The 15,047-nt window shown below is 44.2% G+C and carries 11 protein-coding genes; 8 read left to right on the forward strand and 3 right to left on the reverse strand.

From position 1 onward, the window contains the following. Positions 1 to 15: 15 nt before the first annotated feature. Both AB3G73_RS05670 and AB3G73_RS05675 read right to left on the reverse strand, forming a co-directional pair. Positions 16 to 690, reverse strand: a complete 675-nt coding sequence (locus AB3G73_RS05670; RefSeq protein WP_004303508.1) for an ABC transporter ATP-binding protein — start codon at positions 688 to 690, stop codon at positions 16 to 18. A gap of 23 nt (positions 691 to 713) precedes the next feature. Beyond that, complete coding sequence (locus AB3G73_RS05675) at positions 714 to 3,023, reverse strand: ABC transporter permease (protein ID WP_367743542.1); 2,310 nt, start codon at positions 3,021 to 3,023, stop codon at positions 714 to 716. A gap of 267 nt (positions 3,024 to 3,290) precedes the next feature. On the opposite strand from AB3G73_RS05675, the gene AB3G73_RS05680 reads away from it, so the two are divergent. The 6 genes from AB3G73_RS05680 to hcp all read left to right on the forward strand — a co-directional run bounded on the left by AB3G73_RS05680 (position 3,291) and on the right by hcp (position 9,988). Next, complete coding sequence (locus AB3G73_RS05680; RefSeq protein ID WP_074557058.1) at positions 3,291 to 4,094, forward strand: metallophosphoesterase; 804 nt, start codon at positions 3,291 to 3,293, stop codon at positions 4,092 to 4,094. Then, the gene (locus AB3G73_RS05685; protein WP_148366940.1) at positions 4,075 to 4,755 is read left to right on the forward strand and encodes a hypothetical protein; all 681 of its coding nucleotides are present in this window, start codon (positions 4,075 to 4,077) and stop codon (positions 4,753 to 4,755) included. The genes AB3G73_RS05680 and AB3G73_RS05685 overlap by 20 nt, the downstream gene beginning before the upstream one ends. A 97-nt stretch (positions 4,756 to 4,852) precedes the next feature. Then, a complete protein-coding gene (locus AB3G73_RS05690; protein ID WP_234133602.1) occupies positions 4,853 to 6,193 on the forward strand; it encodes a sigma-54 dependent transcriptional regulator in 1,341 nt (446 codons plus the stop codon). Beyond that, a complete protein-coding gene (locus tag AB3G73_RS05695; protein WP_148366942.1) occupies positions 6,190 to 7,503 on the forward strand; it encodes a PAS domain-containing sensor histidine kinase in 1,314 nt (437 codons plus the stop codon). The genes AB3G73_RS05690 and AB3G73_RS05695 overlap by 4 nt, the downstream gene beginning before the upstream one ends. A 10-nt stretch (positions 7,504 to 7,513) precedes the next feature. Beyond that, positions 7,514 to 8,182 carry a Crp/Fnr family transcriptional regulator gene (locus AB3G73_RS05700; RefSeq protein ID WP_148366943.1) on the forward strand — a complete coding sequence of 223 codons (669 nt, stop codon included), beginning with the start codon at positions 7,514 to 7,516 and terminating at the stop codon, positions 8,180 to 8,182. A gap of 174 nt (positions 8,183 to 8,356) precedes the next feature. Further along, the gene (hcp, locus tag AB3G73_RS05705; RefSeq protein ID WP_234133603.1) at positions 8,357 to 9,988 is read left to right on the forward strand and encodes a hydroxylamine reductase; all 1,632 of its coding nucleotides are present in this window, start codon (positions 8,357 to 8,359) and stop codon (positions 9,986 to 9,988) included. A gap of 172 nt (positions 9,989 to 10,160) precedes the next feature. On the opposite strand, the gene AB3G73_RS05710 is transcribed toward hcp, so the two are convergent. Next, a complete protein-coding gene (locus tag AB3G73_RS05710) occupies positions 10,161 to 11,345 on the reverse strand; it encodes a uracil-xanthine permease family protein (RefSeq protein ID WP_148366944.1) in 1,185 nt (394 codons plus the stop codon). Between the two features lie 166 nt (positions 11,346 to 11,511). On the opposite strand from AB3G73_RS05710, the gene AB3G73_RS05715 reads away from it, so the two are divergent. Both AB3G73_RS05715 and AB3G73_RS05720 read left to right on the forward strand, forming a co-directional pair. Continuing rightward, a complete protein-coding gene (locus AB3G73_RS05715; RefSeq protein WP_074557017.1) occupies positions 11,512 to 12,978 on the forward strand; it encodes a potassium/proton antiporter in 1,467 nt (488 codons plus the stop codon). A gap of 280 nt (positions 12,979 to 13,258) precedes the next feature. Further along, the gene (locus tag AB3G73_RS05720) at positions 13,259 to 14,923 is read left to right on the forward strand and encodes a long-chain fatty acid--CoA ligase (protein ID WP_074557018.1); all 1,665 of its coding nucleotides are present in this window, start codon (positions 13,259 to 13,261) and stop codon (positions 14,921 to 14,923) included. Positions 14,924 to 15,047: the final 124 nt, after the last annotated feature.

Consider the following 15,047-nt stretch of genomic DNA (forward strand, 5'->3'; position numbering starts at 1 on the left):
TGCTTCTGATCTGGTTTATGCTATCACACTGGCTACCACGCTGCCGTCGAACAAATGAACTGTACGATGGGCAAAGGATGCGTCATGTTGTGAGTGTGTCACCATGATGATGGTTGTTCCTTCTTTATTCAGTTCGGTCAACAGGTTCATCACTTCTGCCCCATTCTTTGAATCGAGGTTACCGGTCGGTTCATCGGCGAGAATCAGTTTCGGATTGGTCACTACGGCACGGGCAATGGCGACACGTTGTTGCTGACCACCGGAAAGTTGTTGCGGAAAGTGTTTGGCACGATGACTGATGTTCATCCGTTTCAGAATATCTTCTACCATGCGGCGGCGTTCGGATGCTTTAAAGCCCAAATATGTCAGAGGAAGTTCTACATTCTCGTAAACATTCAGTTCGTCGATCAGGTTAAAGCTCTGGAATACGAATCCGAGTTTGCCCTTACGCACATGGGTACGTTCTTTCTCTTTCAATCCGCCCACTTCTTCACCCATCAAGCGGTAGGAACCTTCGGTAGGGTTATCGAGCAACCCCAGAATGTTCAACAAAGTGGATTTACCACAACCGGAGGGCCCCATAATGGCTACAAACTCTCCCTCTTTTACTTCAAGGTTTACGTGATTCAAGGCAACTGTCTCCACTTCGGAAGTACGGAATACTTTACTGATGTTGTTTATTTCAATCATAATCTTTTTATTTATGTTTTTAATTATTCACTTTTAAGGCTACTCACGGGATTTTCATTGGCAATCCGCCACGATTTCCAAAGTACGCAGGCTACGATAACGAGAAGATTTACAATCGCTATCAGTACATACGCCGCCCAGCTGACGGGCACGTGTTCGGCAAACATATCCATCCACATATCATTGACGTACCATGATGCCGCCACACCGATCACAACGGCTGCAACGGCTACATAGAGCACATCTTTCACCAACATTTCCAAAATACCGGAGGCTTCGGCGCCATTGACTTTGCGTATGGCAATCTCTTTGGAACGGCGGCGGACTTCGTCGGTTGTGTAGCCTATCAATCCCATCATCATCACAAAGAACATGGTAACCGCTGCCAGTATGGTAGCATTGCTGAAGACGCGGATGGAGTTATAACTCTCTTTTATCATCTGCTCCATCGAACGGAAATCGACCGTTTTATCGGGGAAAGCATCTGCCGATACTTTATTCAGTTTCTGAAGATTCTCCGCAAAAGGTTCTTTCAGCCGGACATGAACACAGCTCCCGAAATTCTTGGTACTCATCAGGATGAAAGGTGCTTGCGGGTTGGTGAAATTACCGATCCGGAAGTCTTTAATCACTCCCACTACTTTACATACGTAGCCTGAATTATAGACGGTACGGTTCAATAGTTCGGTTCCCCAGTGCATCCATTCGCCGTATGTTTCATTGATGACTACTTCGTCTTCATTTCGTGGCATACGCCCCTCCTTCATCACCATACCCATCATCTTCGGATAGTCTTCCATCATTTTACAAAAACGGGAAGAGAAAAGTGATTGTCCACTTTCATCCTGAATCATCGTTCCGCTATAACTATATACGGGATGGGAATCGGCACTGGACACGGACTCTACATAAGGCAGGCCGCGGAAGAAAGTCAGGGCATAGTCTTGGTTTTCTTTATTGCCGAAACCGGTATTGGCTACGACAACGCGCTTCGGATTGTATCCCAGGTCTTTGTTTAAGACATAGTAGTATTGCAGCATCACCACATACATCAGTCCGCAGATGAAAGCTACGCCGGCAAACTGCACGAATAATAGCGGGCGTTTCCAGCCTTTCTTTCCTTCTGTATAGCGGCGGAAGACTTGTGAAACGGGGATTTTGACAAAGATGCGTCCGGGCAGTGCTCCTCCTATGAGGAACAGGATAGCTACCGTCAGCAGGGGTACCCAAAGACGGTCTAAAGAGAACAGAGCTCCGAGTTCAACGGCGGTTGTATCTTCTATAAAGTCGCGGAAGTTCAGTAAGATTAATCCCATCAGTAGTAAGGCGAAGAGAATAATGATAGCTGTTTCCAATAGGAACATTCCCAGAATTTTGCCGCTGCCTGCACCGCTGCACTTATGTACGCCGATGGCTTTGGCGCGGTATGAGAGTGAAGAAATGGAGATCAGTACGTAGTTCAAGGTAGCGATGAAAAGGATGATTATTCCCAAGATAGACATGATGTTCCGCATCCGCTTCACGTCCGGTTCTTCCCTGTATACATCACGGATCGGCTTTACAAAAGCGGTATAACCTACCACTTTCTGGTCTTCCGCAGGACGATATTTCTTTATCAGGTCATTCAACCGGGCATTCACCACGGATTTGTCTGCTCCGGGACGGAAACGGATAAATGCGATCCAGCTATCGCCTCCTCTCCAGGAGTAGTTTCCCCATCCACGGCTCCATACGGTAGGCAGAGAAATCACTGCATCCGGTCTGACGGTGGCATTTTCGGGTATGTCGGCGTATGTGCCTTTCACCGTCAGTTCTATCTCTTTATTATAGGAGATTACTTTGCCTATCGGGTTTTCTTGATCGAACATCTTACGAGCCAACCGGTCACTAAGAAAGACAACATCTTTCTGCATCAGTTCTTTTTCCGGAACACCGCTCAAAACGTCGATACCCATAGTTTGAAAGAATAGTGAATCGGCTGTCACTTTGTTAGCTTCAAAACGGACACTTCCATGATAAAGAGGGGCACTCATCCAGACGCAATAGCTGGTGGCTGCTTCCACTTCTTTAGGAAAATTCTCCAGTATGGCACCCGCCACCGGTCCGCAGTTCATTTCCTGCGGCTCAAAGGTTTGGCCATTGGCGGAAAAGACGGAGAAGATCTGATACAGGTTATCATAATCTTTGAAGCATTTGTCAAAGCTCTGTTCGAAAGCCACACGGGCAAACAACAGGATGCTCATCGTCAGCCCCAACGCCAAGGAGAGGATTTTAATAACGTTGGAACCATGCCCCCGCAATAAAGTACGGATCACATAATAGATTTGTTTCATATTATATTTTATTTTTGTTTTTCTATTTTCAATCATGCAGAAAGCATGCCAAAAAAGAATAACAATTCATTATCAAGTGTTTATCATTTCAACCTTTCTGAATATTGTCTAAAAATTAGACAGTACCGTCTAATTTTTAGACAACCGGGAGACTATTCCATTTCTCCTTTAAATTGTTCCAACAGTCTCTATTATCCATGGGGAGATTGTTCATCCCGGTAGAAAACTTTATCTTTGCATTCAGTTTTATAAACTATTAAAGTAATGATGAAGAGGAAGAATTTATATGCACTGTGTTCGTGCCTGTTCCTTTCGGGATGCGGTATGATAGACTATCATCCGTATGACGTCCGCATCAGCGGAGAAACAGAGGTCAATGCACACAACATCGAAAGAATAGAAGCGAGCTGCCAGGGTAAAACTACGATACGGTTCGTGACAATGGGCGACTCACAACGATGGTATGACGAAACGGAAGATTTTGTAAAAGCGATCAATCAACGGAATGATATTGACTTCGTCATCCACGGAGGGGATATGAGTGACTTCGGACTGACCAAGGAATTTCTTTGGCAAAGGGATATCATGAACGGACTTCATGTTCCTTATGTGGCTCTGATCGGAAATCATGACTGCCTGGGCACGGGAGCGGAAACCTACAAGGCTGTATTCGGCTCCACAAACTTCTCTTTCATCGCAGGAAATGTGAAGTTTGTCTGCTTGAATACCAACGCTTTGGAGTATGATTACTCCGAACCGGTACCGGACTTTACCTTTATGGAAAATGAGATAACGAACAGGCGGGAGGAGTTTGAAAAGACAGTTATTTGTATGCACGCGCGTCCCTATACGGATGTGTTCAATGATAATGTGGCAAAAGTATTCCAGCACTATGTCAAACAGTATGCAGGAATACAGTTCTGCACGGCCGCCCATACCCATCACTATCAGGACGATGTGATTTTTGATGATGGAATACATTATGTTACCAGTGATTGTATGGATTACCGTACTTATCTGGTATTTACAATAACTCCGGAAAAATACGAATATGAGCTGGTTAAATACTAATTATATCTTACGCGCAGGAGTACTGTACGTGCTTCTCCTGCTTTCCGGTCTGATGTCTGCCACCTGCCAGACAAACGCACCGGAACAGACCCAACATACCCGTTATGACAATCGGGTTCACCGTTTCCGCAGAAACTGGGAGCGGATTATCCCGACTCATTCCAAAATACAATATGCCGGAAATATGGGATTACTCTCTTTCGGCACAGGATGGGATTATGGAAAGCGTAATCAGTGGGAAACGGATGTATTGCTCGGATTCATCCCGAAATATTCTTCGAAGAAAGCAAAAGTGACCATGACGCTCAAGCAGAACTATATGCCCTGGAGCATTAACATTGGAAAAGGATTCTCGACGGAGCCTCTTACCTGTGGTCTTTATGTGAATACCGTATTTGGAAATCAGTTCTGGGTGAATGAGCCGGAACGTTATCCGAAAGGGTATTATGGTTTCTCAAGCAAAGTGCGTTTCCATGTCTTTATGGGACAACGCCTGACCTATGATATTGACCCGCAACGCAGATTTATGGCCAAGTCCGTAACCTTTTTCTATGAAATAAGTACGTGCGACCTTTATGTGATTAGTGCGGTAAACAATAGTTATCTCCGTCCGCGTGATTACCTTAGTTTATCATTCGGATTGAAGTTCCAGTGGTTTTGATTGGGGGCACAAGGAGTCTAAAATCAATTTTGAATTATGATTCTTGAATTATCACATCCTTTTTTCGTAAGTTTGCGCTGTACAAACTTGAACGAAAATGAGTAAATCTGGAACAATCATCATTGTAGACGACAATAAAGGAGTGCTGACTGCCATACAAATCCTTTTAAAAAGTTATTTTTCAAAGGTCGTTGCCCTCTCCTCGCCTGTCACCCTGACGAGCGTCCTGCGGGAGGAAATGCCGGAAGTGGTATTGCTGGACATGAATTTCACATCGGGCATCAATACCGGCAATGAGGGATTATTCTGGTTACATGAAATAAAAAAAGTACGTCCGGATCTTCCGGTCGTACTTTTTACGGCTTATGCCGATATTGAACTGGCTATCCGGGGGATTAAAGAGGGAGCAACAGACTTTATCGTTAAACCCTGGGACAACCAGAAACTAGTGGAAACGCTGCAAACCGCAGCAACCTCTACGCACAATGACAGGAAAACAGCAAGCAAAGAAAAGCCTGCTCACTCGCCTATGTACTGGGGAGAAAGCAAAGTAATGCAACAGTTACGGGTTTTGATTGAAAAGGTTGCCATCACCGATGCCAACCTCCTGATAACGGGTGAAAACGGAACAGGAAAAGAGATGCTGGCACGTGAAATCCATGCGCTTTCCAACCGCAAACATAAGGAAATGATTGCTGTGGATATGGGAACCATCACGGAATCTTTATTCGAGAGTGAGCTTTTCGGACATATAAAAGGGTCGTTCACTGATGCACATACCGACCGGACAGGTAAGTTCGAGGCTGCCGAAAAGAGTACGCTGTTTCTGGACGAAATAGGAAACTTGCCCTACCATCTGCAAGCAAAACTACTGACTGCCATCCAACGGCGAAGCATTGTAAAAGTGGGAAGTAACACGCCAATTCCTATTGATATCCGACTGATATGTGCCACGAACCGGAACTTGCAAGAGATGGTAGCGAAAGGCGAATTCCGGGAGGACTTGCTCTACCGCATCAATACCATTCATGTGGAAATTCCTCCCCTGCGCGAACGGAAAGAGGATATTATCCCATTGGCCGAACGATTTTTGTCTCACTTCTGCAAGCAATATGACAAGTCGTTGATGAAGTTCACTCCCGAAGCAGAGGATAAATTGACTGCGCATCCCTGGTATGGGAATATCCGCGAATTGGAGCACGTCATCGAAAAAGCGGTTATCATCAATGACAGTCCGCTGATTCCTGCTGAATTATTCCAATTATCCGTACCACGGATAGCCATTCAGGAACAAAACATCTCCACCCTGGAAGAAATGGAAGTGCAGATGATACGGAAAGCACTCGATGCCTGTGCGGGAAATTTATCGGCAGTGGCCGCTCAACTGGGAATAACCCGGCAAACGCTCTATAACAAGATGAAAAAATTCGGATTATGAACTCACAGATCCAACAACTGGGGATTCGGTACTGGTTCAGAGTTTTGCTGACTGTACTTTTCTGTATATCGACTGTCTGGTTCGGTATTCATCAATCATACGGTTGGTTGGGCGTCAGTCTTTGTCTGCTGGTGCTTAGCATCATCTGGCAAATCCGCCTGTACCAACTTCACACCAAGCAGGTGCTTTTCATGATTAACGCGCTTGAAAACAATGATAACACCTTTCATTTTCCCGAAGAAAACGGTACTCCCGAAAGCCTAAAGATCAACCGGGCACTCAACCGGGTGGGACACATTTTATATAATGTAAAAGCGGAAACCGCCCAGCAAGAGAAATATTACGAGCTGATTCTGGATTTTGTCAGTACAGGATTGCTGGTACTCAATGACAATGGGGCGGTTTATCAGAAGAACAAGGAAGCACTCCGTCTTTTGGGGCTGAATATATTCACGCATATCCATCAGTTAAGTAAAGTAGACACTACGCTCATGGAGAAAATAGAGAACTGCCGTCCCGGAGACAAACTGCAAGTGATGTTTCACAACGAACGGGGAACCGTTAATCTATCCATACGTGTATCGGAAATCAATGTGCGCAAAGAACATCTGCGTATCCTGGCCCTGAACGATATCAATACCGAACTCGATGAAAAGGAAATAGATTCATGGATTCGCCTGACACGAGTTCTGACGCATGAAATCATGAATTCGGTCACTCCTATCACTTCCCTTTGTGACACTCTTCTTTCCATGTCCGAGGGCAAAGATGAAGAGATCAGTCACGGGTTGCAGACCATCAGCACCACAGGAAAAGGGTTGCTCTCTTTTGTAGAATCTTACCGGCAGTTTACACGCATACCTGCACCGGAACCGTCGCTGTTCTACGTGAAAGCGTTCATAGAAAGGATGATTGAACTTGCCCGCCATCAGAATCCGTGTGACAACATTTGTTTCCACACGGAGATTTCTCCTGCGGACTTAATCCTGTATGCAGATGAAAACCTCATCGCCCAAGTGGTTATCAATCTTCTAAAGAATGCCATTCAGGCAATCGGCAGCCAGCCGGATGGTAGAATCGAGATCCGGGCTTATTGCAATGACATGGAAGAAATATGGATCGAGATCAAGAACAACGGCCCTGAAATCCCATCGGAGATAGCAGAGCATATCTTTATACCTTTCTTCACCACCAAAGAAAATGGTAGTGGAATCGGACTTAGCATTTCACGCCAGATCATGCGTCTTTCGGGAGGAAGTCTCACTTTGCTGCGGGAGAAAGAAACAACGTTTATTTTAAAATTCAAATAACTATTGATATATGATACCTGCACTCGTCAACAATCCCTTATTCCGGGGAATCACTCCGGAAAGACTTTCTGCCGATCTGGAAGAGATCAGTTTCCATACACGTTCTTATAAGAAAGGGGAAATCCTGGCTCAACAGGGGGCTGTGTGCAACCGCCTTGTCATCCTGACCAAAGGAAGTGTGCGTGGAGAGATGATCGATTATTCGGGGCGTCTTATCAAAGTGGAGGACATCGCTGCTCCAAGAGCGATTGCCCCTCTGTTCCTGTTCGGTGAGGAGAACCGCTATCCGGTGGAAGTGACGGCCAACGAACCGACAGAGGTTATCGAACTTCCTAAATCAAGTGTATTGAGTTTATTCCGCAAAAACGAGCAGTTTTTGGAAAACTATATGAATCTTTCTGCCAATTATGCACGGACCTTATCGGATAAGCTTTTCTTCATGTCATTTAAGACGATTCGTCAGAAACTTGCTTCGTACTTGCTCCGACTACATAAACAGCAGCAACAGGCACATATCACCCTCGACCGTTCACAACAGGAATTGAGTGATTACTTCGGGGTATCCCGTCCTTCCCTCGCCCGTGAACTGGCGCATATGCAGGAAGACGGATTATTGATAGCCGATCGTAAGCATATCACTATCTTACAGAAAGAAGAACTGGTCCGGCTTATCCAATAATGGAATCGACTTAAAAATTCATGGATTGAATATTGACCGGATAATAATCAAATAGTGAGTATCTATATAAAAAATATTCATTGTTGTAACATTGGTTACAGAATCACCTGAAACCTTTCCTCTACTTTTGCGTTCAAGAAATAAACTATTGGACTAATTAAAAACGTAAAAGTTATGAGTATGTTCTGTTATCAATGTCAAGAAACCGCAATGGGTACCGGTTGTACCTTGAAAGGTGTGTGCGGTAAAACGTCTGAAGTGGCTAACCTGCAAGACTTACTACTCTTCGTAGTACGTGGAATTGCTGTCTACAACGAACATCTGCGTAAAGATGGACATCCTTCCGAACAAGCAGACAAATTTATCTATGATGCATTGTTCATCACCATCACCAACGCCAATTTTGATAAAGCGGCTATCACTGAAAAAATCAAAGAAGGACTGAAACTGAAAAAGGAACTTGCCAACAAGGTAAAGATTGAAAATGCTCCCGACGAATGTCTTTGGAATGGAAGCGAAGATGAGTTTGAAGAAAAATCAAAAACTGTCGGTGTGCTTCGCACTCCCAACGAGGATGTCCGCTCACTGAAAGAACTTGTACACTATGGCCTGAAAGGAATGGCTGCCTATGTAGAGCATGCACATAACCTAGGCTACGAGTCACCGGAAATATTTGCTTTCATGCAACATGCCTTGTCCGAACTGACCCGCAATGATATTACAGTGGAAGAACTGGTTCAGCTGACTTTGGAAACAGGAAAGCATGGAGTATCAGCAATGGCACAGTTGGATAAAGCGAATACCAGCAGCTACGGAAATCCGGAAATCTCACAAGTGAGTCTCAGTGTACGCAATAATCCGGGTATATTAATCAGCGGACATGATTTGAAAGACCTGGAAGAGCTATTGGAACAAACGGAGGGCACAGGAGTAGATGTATATACTCACAGCGAAATGTTGCCTGCACACTATTATCCTCAACTAAAGAAGTACAAGCATCTGGCAGGAAATTACGGAAATGCCTGGTGGAAGCAGAAAGAGGAATTTGAAAGTTTCAACGGTCCTATCTTGTTCACAAGTAACTGTATCGTTCCGCCACGTGCAAATGCCAGCTACAAGGATCGTATTTACATCACAGGAGCCTGTGGTTTGGAAGGGGCACATTACATCCCCGAACGCAAAGACGGAAAACCGAAAGATTTTTCTGCCCTGATTGCTCACGCCAAACAATGTCAGCCACCGATAGCCATTGAAAACGGAACGATTATCGGAGGATTCGCTCATGCACAGGTGACAGCCCTGGCAGATAAAGTGGTGGACGCCGTGAAGAGCGGAGCTATCCGCAAATTCTTTGTAATGGCAGGATGCGACGGACGTATGAAAAGCCGTGAATACTATACGGAATTTGCTCAAAAATTACCTGGTGACACCGTGATTCTTACTGCCGGTTGTGCCAAATACAGATATAATAAACTGGCTTTAGGTGATATCAACGGGATTCCGAGAGTGTTGGATGCAGGACAATGTAACGACAGCTACTCACTGGCCGTCATCGCTTTAAAACTGAAAGAAATCTTCGGACTGGATGATGTAAATCAGTTGCCTATCGTATACAACATCGCCTGGTACGAACAAAAGGCAGTCATTGTTTTATTGGCATTACTGGCTTTAGGAGTGAAACATATTCATCTGGGTCCTACTCTCCCCGCTTTCCTTTCACCGAACGTAAAGAACGTATTGATCGAACAATTCGGAATCGGAGGCATCAGCACAGTAGATGAGGATATTGTGAAGTTCCTATCCTAAACAACAATGGAATAGCCGGAAATTTCAATTGGAGATTCCCGGCTGCAAAATAGTGACGGTATACGACAACAATACCGTCACTATCTTTTTCTATATTGAACAGGATTTCTATGTTTATCCCGCACGCATAGTCGATGGAATCTTTTTGAATAGTTTCTTTTTAAATAGAATATCAATCTTCTTTTGGCAATATTAAATTGAGAAGCACTCCCACCAAAGCTGCCAGTCCAATGCCGGACAATGAAAAATCGCCCCAATTAAAAGCAGCGCCGCCAATACCGACAGTCAGTGTCAAAGATACAATGACTATATTTCTTGTACGACTCAAATCAATGCAATTATTCACAAGATTACCAATTCCCGCGCAAGCAATCGTTCCGAAAAGCAATAACATGATGCCGCCCAGTACCGCACTAGGAATGGATCTTAATAATGCACTGATTTTACCGATAACAGAAAATAAGATAGCGGAAATGGCAGCTATTCTTATCACTTGCGGATTGGTTATCTTTGTCAGAGACATGGCTCCGGTCACTTCCGAATAAGTTGTCACAGGAGGGCCACCCAATAATCCGGCACAGAAACATGCCAGACCATCCCCCAATAAAGTACGGTGCAACCCCGGATCTTTCACGAAATCTTTTCCGGTGACCGTATTAACGACATAGATATCACCAATATGTTCTATCACCGGAGCAATGGCTACCGGAATCATAAACAACACAGGTTCCCATGAGAATTTAGGAAAGACAAACTGCGGCAATCCAATCCAGGCAGCATCTCTGACACCGGACAAATCCAAATCGTAGAAAAGCCATGCAGCCAGATACCCTACAACAATCCCACAGAAGATAGGAATCAGTTTCAAAAGCCCCTTGGCCTTCATTGAAACAACGACTGCGGTAACCAACGAAAGCAGTGCCAGTACCCAGTTCTCTTTTGCCATATTCACTCCCGTTCCCGCCAATGACAAACCTATCAGAATGATGACAGGCCCTATGACAACAGGAGGAAACAGCCGTTCAATCACCCTCACTCCCTGCCATTTGACAAGCGCACTCATCACAAAGTAAACTAACGCTACTCCAACCATGCCGGATAAGGTGCCGGGCAATCCATAAAGTTCTGTCGCTTTAATGATAGGTGCAATAAATGCGAAACTACTCCCCAGAAAGACAGGAACCTTTCCACGCGTAACCGCATGAAAGATAAGCGTACCAATACCTGCTGTAAACAGAGCTGTAGAAGGGTCAAGCCCCACCAATAACGGCACGAGTACCGTAGCACCGAAAGCTACAAATAAGAATTGTACCCCCACCATCCCTTTCCTCAAAGGTGTAAGATTATTTGAATCCATAAGTATAATGTAGATTATTCTTTGCAAAATTAGTCTTTTTAGACAATTTAACTCCCTTTTTTCACAAAAATACATCCAAAAAGGGTTTTTATTTGTTGTTAATAATGTGTAACTTCGCACGGTGAGAATTAATACGACAATTTTATAACTTTATAATATATTGCCTATGATATTTACAGCAGAAAACACTCTACTTATCGGTTCTATCTTACTTTTCGTCAGCATCGTTGTTGGAAAAACCGGATACCGCTTTGGAGTACCTACCTTATTATTGTTCCTCGTAGTAGGAATGTTGTTTGGAAGTGACGGCCTCGGCCTGCAGTTCCACGACGCGAAAGACGCCCAATTTATCGGTATGGTGGCCCTTAGTATTATCCTTTTCTCGGGAGGTATGGATACGAAATTCAGAGAAATCAAACCTATTCTAGGTCCCGGTATCGTGCTTTCCACTGTCGGAGTACTACTCACAGCCCTTTTCACCGGACTCTTTATCTGGTGGATATCAGGTATGAGCTGGTCTAATATCTATTTACCTATCACTACTTCCCTGCTTTTGGCTTCTACCATGTCGTCTACCGACTCGGCTTCAGTATTCGCTATCCTCCGCTCACAGAAGATGAACTTGAAACACAACCTTCGTCCCATGCTGGAACTGGAGAGCGGAAGTAATGACCCGATGGCCTATATGCTGACCATTGTCCTGATACAATTCATTCAGTCGGCAGGTATGGGAGTCGGAGCCATCGTCGGATCTTTCATTATCCAGTTCATCGTTGGTGCCGCTGCCGGATATATACTTGGAAAGCTAGCCATCCGAATGTTGAATAAGCTCAATATTGATAATCAGGCCTTGTATCCTATCTTATTACTTGCATTTGTATTTTTCACTTTCTCCATCACCGACTTACTGAAAGGTAACGGTTACCTTGCCGTATATATTGCGGGTATCATGGTAGGAAACAATAAAATCATGCATCGTAAAGACATCTACACCTTTATGGACGGACTGACCTGGTTGTTCCAAATCATCATGTTCCTTTGCCTGGGATTGCTTGTCAACCCGCACGAAATGCTGGAAGTAGCTTCCGTGGCATTGTTGATTGGTGTCTTCATGATTATTATCGGTCGCCCGTTAAGCGTGTTCCTCTGTCTGCTTCCATTCCGGAAAATCACGATGAAATCACGTATTTTCGTGTCTTGGGTAGGATTACGCGGTGCAGTTCCTATTATCTTTGCTACCTATCCGGTAGTGGCGGGCGTAGAAGGTTCGAACCTCATTTTCAACATTGTATTCTTTATTACCATTGTCTCATTGGTCGTACAGGGAACAACCATTTCTTTCGTCGCCCGGATTTTGAATCTTTCCAAACCGCTGGAAAAAACCGGTAACGACTTCGGAGTGGAACTTCCGGAAGAAATTGACTCTGACCTTAGTGATATGACTATCACTAAAAGTATGCTGGAAGAAGCAGATACATTGAAAGATATGAATCTTCCGAAAGGCACGCTGGTAATGATTGTGAAGCGCGGAGATGAGTTCCTGATTCCCAACGGAACGCTGAAACTGCATGAAGGAGATAAACTGTTACTTATTTCCGAAAAGTCCAAAGAAGAAGATGCTGATTCAGAATAACATCAGAAAAGAGTTATTCAGTACACCATAATTGATTCGTCTCCACGCATGAAACCTCTTGCCTTTGCAAGACATTCGTTTCATCTTCATGCATGGAGACGAAACGTTTTATACAGGCCAATGAACTAGTTTTAAGGAAGAAACACGAAAGACCTTTATCCGGCTGGTAAAATTGTTCATTCCCCTCCGTTAATTAACCGTAAAACTTGAATTTAAAATTCGGTTTACATCTACGAAGTATTAATTTTGCGCAGTTTTAAACTAAATGTGCAAAAATCGAATGGAACAAGAACATCAGTTCATTGATTATATTGAGCAAAGCATCATCAAAAACTGGGACAAAGATGCCTTAACTGACTATAAAGGAATTACCCTCCAATATAAGGATGTAGCGCGTAAAATCGCTAAATTTCACATCGTCTTGGAAAGTGCCGGCATCCAGCCGGGAGATAAAATAGCCGTTTGCGGACGTAACAGTGCTCATTGGGCGGTTACTTTCTTGGCGACCATCACTTACGGAGCTGTTATTGTTCCCATTTTGCATGAATTCAAGGCAGATAATATTCATAATATCGTCAACCATTCCGAGGCCAAATTACTTTTCGTCGGCGACCAGGCATGGGAGAATCTGAATGAAGATGCCATGCCTTTGTTAGAGGGCATCGCTTCACTGACAGATTTCTCGGCATTAGTGTCCCGGAACGAAAAACTCACTTACGCTTTTGAACACCGGAACGCTATTTACGGCCAACAGTATCCCAAGAACTTTCGCCCGGAACATATTTGTTACCGGAAAGATCGTCCGGAAGAACTGGCTATCATCAACTATACTTCCGGTACCACAGGTTACTCTAAAGGAGTGATGCTCCCCTATCGCAGTCTTTGGTCGAACGTGGCTTATTGCTTCGAAATGCTTCCCGTTAAACCGGGAGACCATATCGTTTCCATGTTGCCTATGGGACACGTGTTCGGTATGGTATATGATTTCCTTTACGGATTCTCTGCAGGTGCACACATCTATTTCCTGACGCGTATGCCGTCTCCGAAAATCATTTCCCAATCTTTCTCCGAAATCAAACCCAGAGTGATTTCTTGTGTACCGTTGATTGTGGAAAAGATTATCAAGAAAGACATTCTTCCTAAAGTAGACAGCAAAATCGGCAAGTTATTACTGAAAGTGCCTATTGTGAATGATAAAATCAAATCATTGGCACGACAGGCTGCCATGGAAATCTTCGGTGGAAACTTTGACGAGATTATTATCGGAGGTGCTCCTTTCAATGCGGAAGTAGAGGATTTCCTTAAAAAGATAGGGTTCCCCTACACCATCGCTTACGGTATGACGGAATGCGGTCCGATTATTTGTTCCAGCCGTTGGGAAACACTGAAACTTGCTTCCTGCGGAAAGGCAACCAGCCGGATGGAAGTCCGCATAGACTCACCGGACCCGAAAACGCATGCCGGAGAAATCGTATGCAGAGGAATGAATATGATGCTGGGGTATTATAAAAATCCGGAAGCTACGGCACAAATTATTGATGCTAACGGTTGGCTGCATACCGGTGACCTCGGTACGTTGGATGAAGAGGGTTATGTGACAGTCCGCGGACGTAGCAAGAACCTGCTTCTCACCTCTAGCGGACAGAATATCTATCCCGAAGAAATCGAAAGCAAGCTGAACAACATGCCGTATGTTTCGGAGTCACTGATCGTCTTACAGCACGAAAAGCTGGTAGCCCTGATCTACCCGGATTTCGACGATGCTTTCGCTCATGGATTGCAGCAGACGGATATTCAGAAAGTAATGGAGCAAAACCGTATCGAATTGAATCAACAGCTTCCTAACTATTCTCAAATAAGCAAGATTAAAATCCATTTTGAAGAATTTGAAAAGACTGCGAAAAAGTCAATCAAACGCTTTATGTATCAGGAAGCAAAGGGATAATATCTCAAATAATAAGATAAGTATTCTCGCAAATAAAAACAAAAACGGTGAACAACCTCAACACTGTCCACCGTTTTTTTCTAACCTCTAACCAACTTTATTTATACTACCTGTTTTCTATCTT

The sequence above is a fragment of the Bacteroides sp. L008 genome, from assembly GCF_040812255.1.
Classification (GTDB): Bacteria; Bacteroidota; Bacteroidia; order Bacteroidales; family Bacteroidaceae; genus Bacteroides; species Bacteroides vicugnae.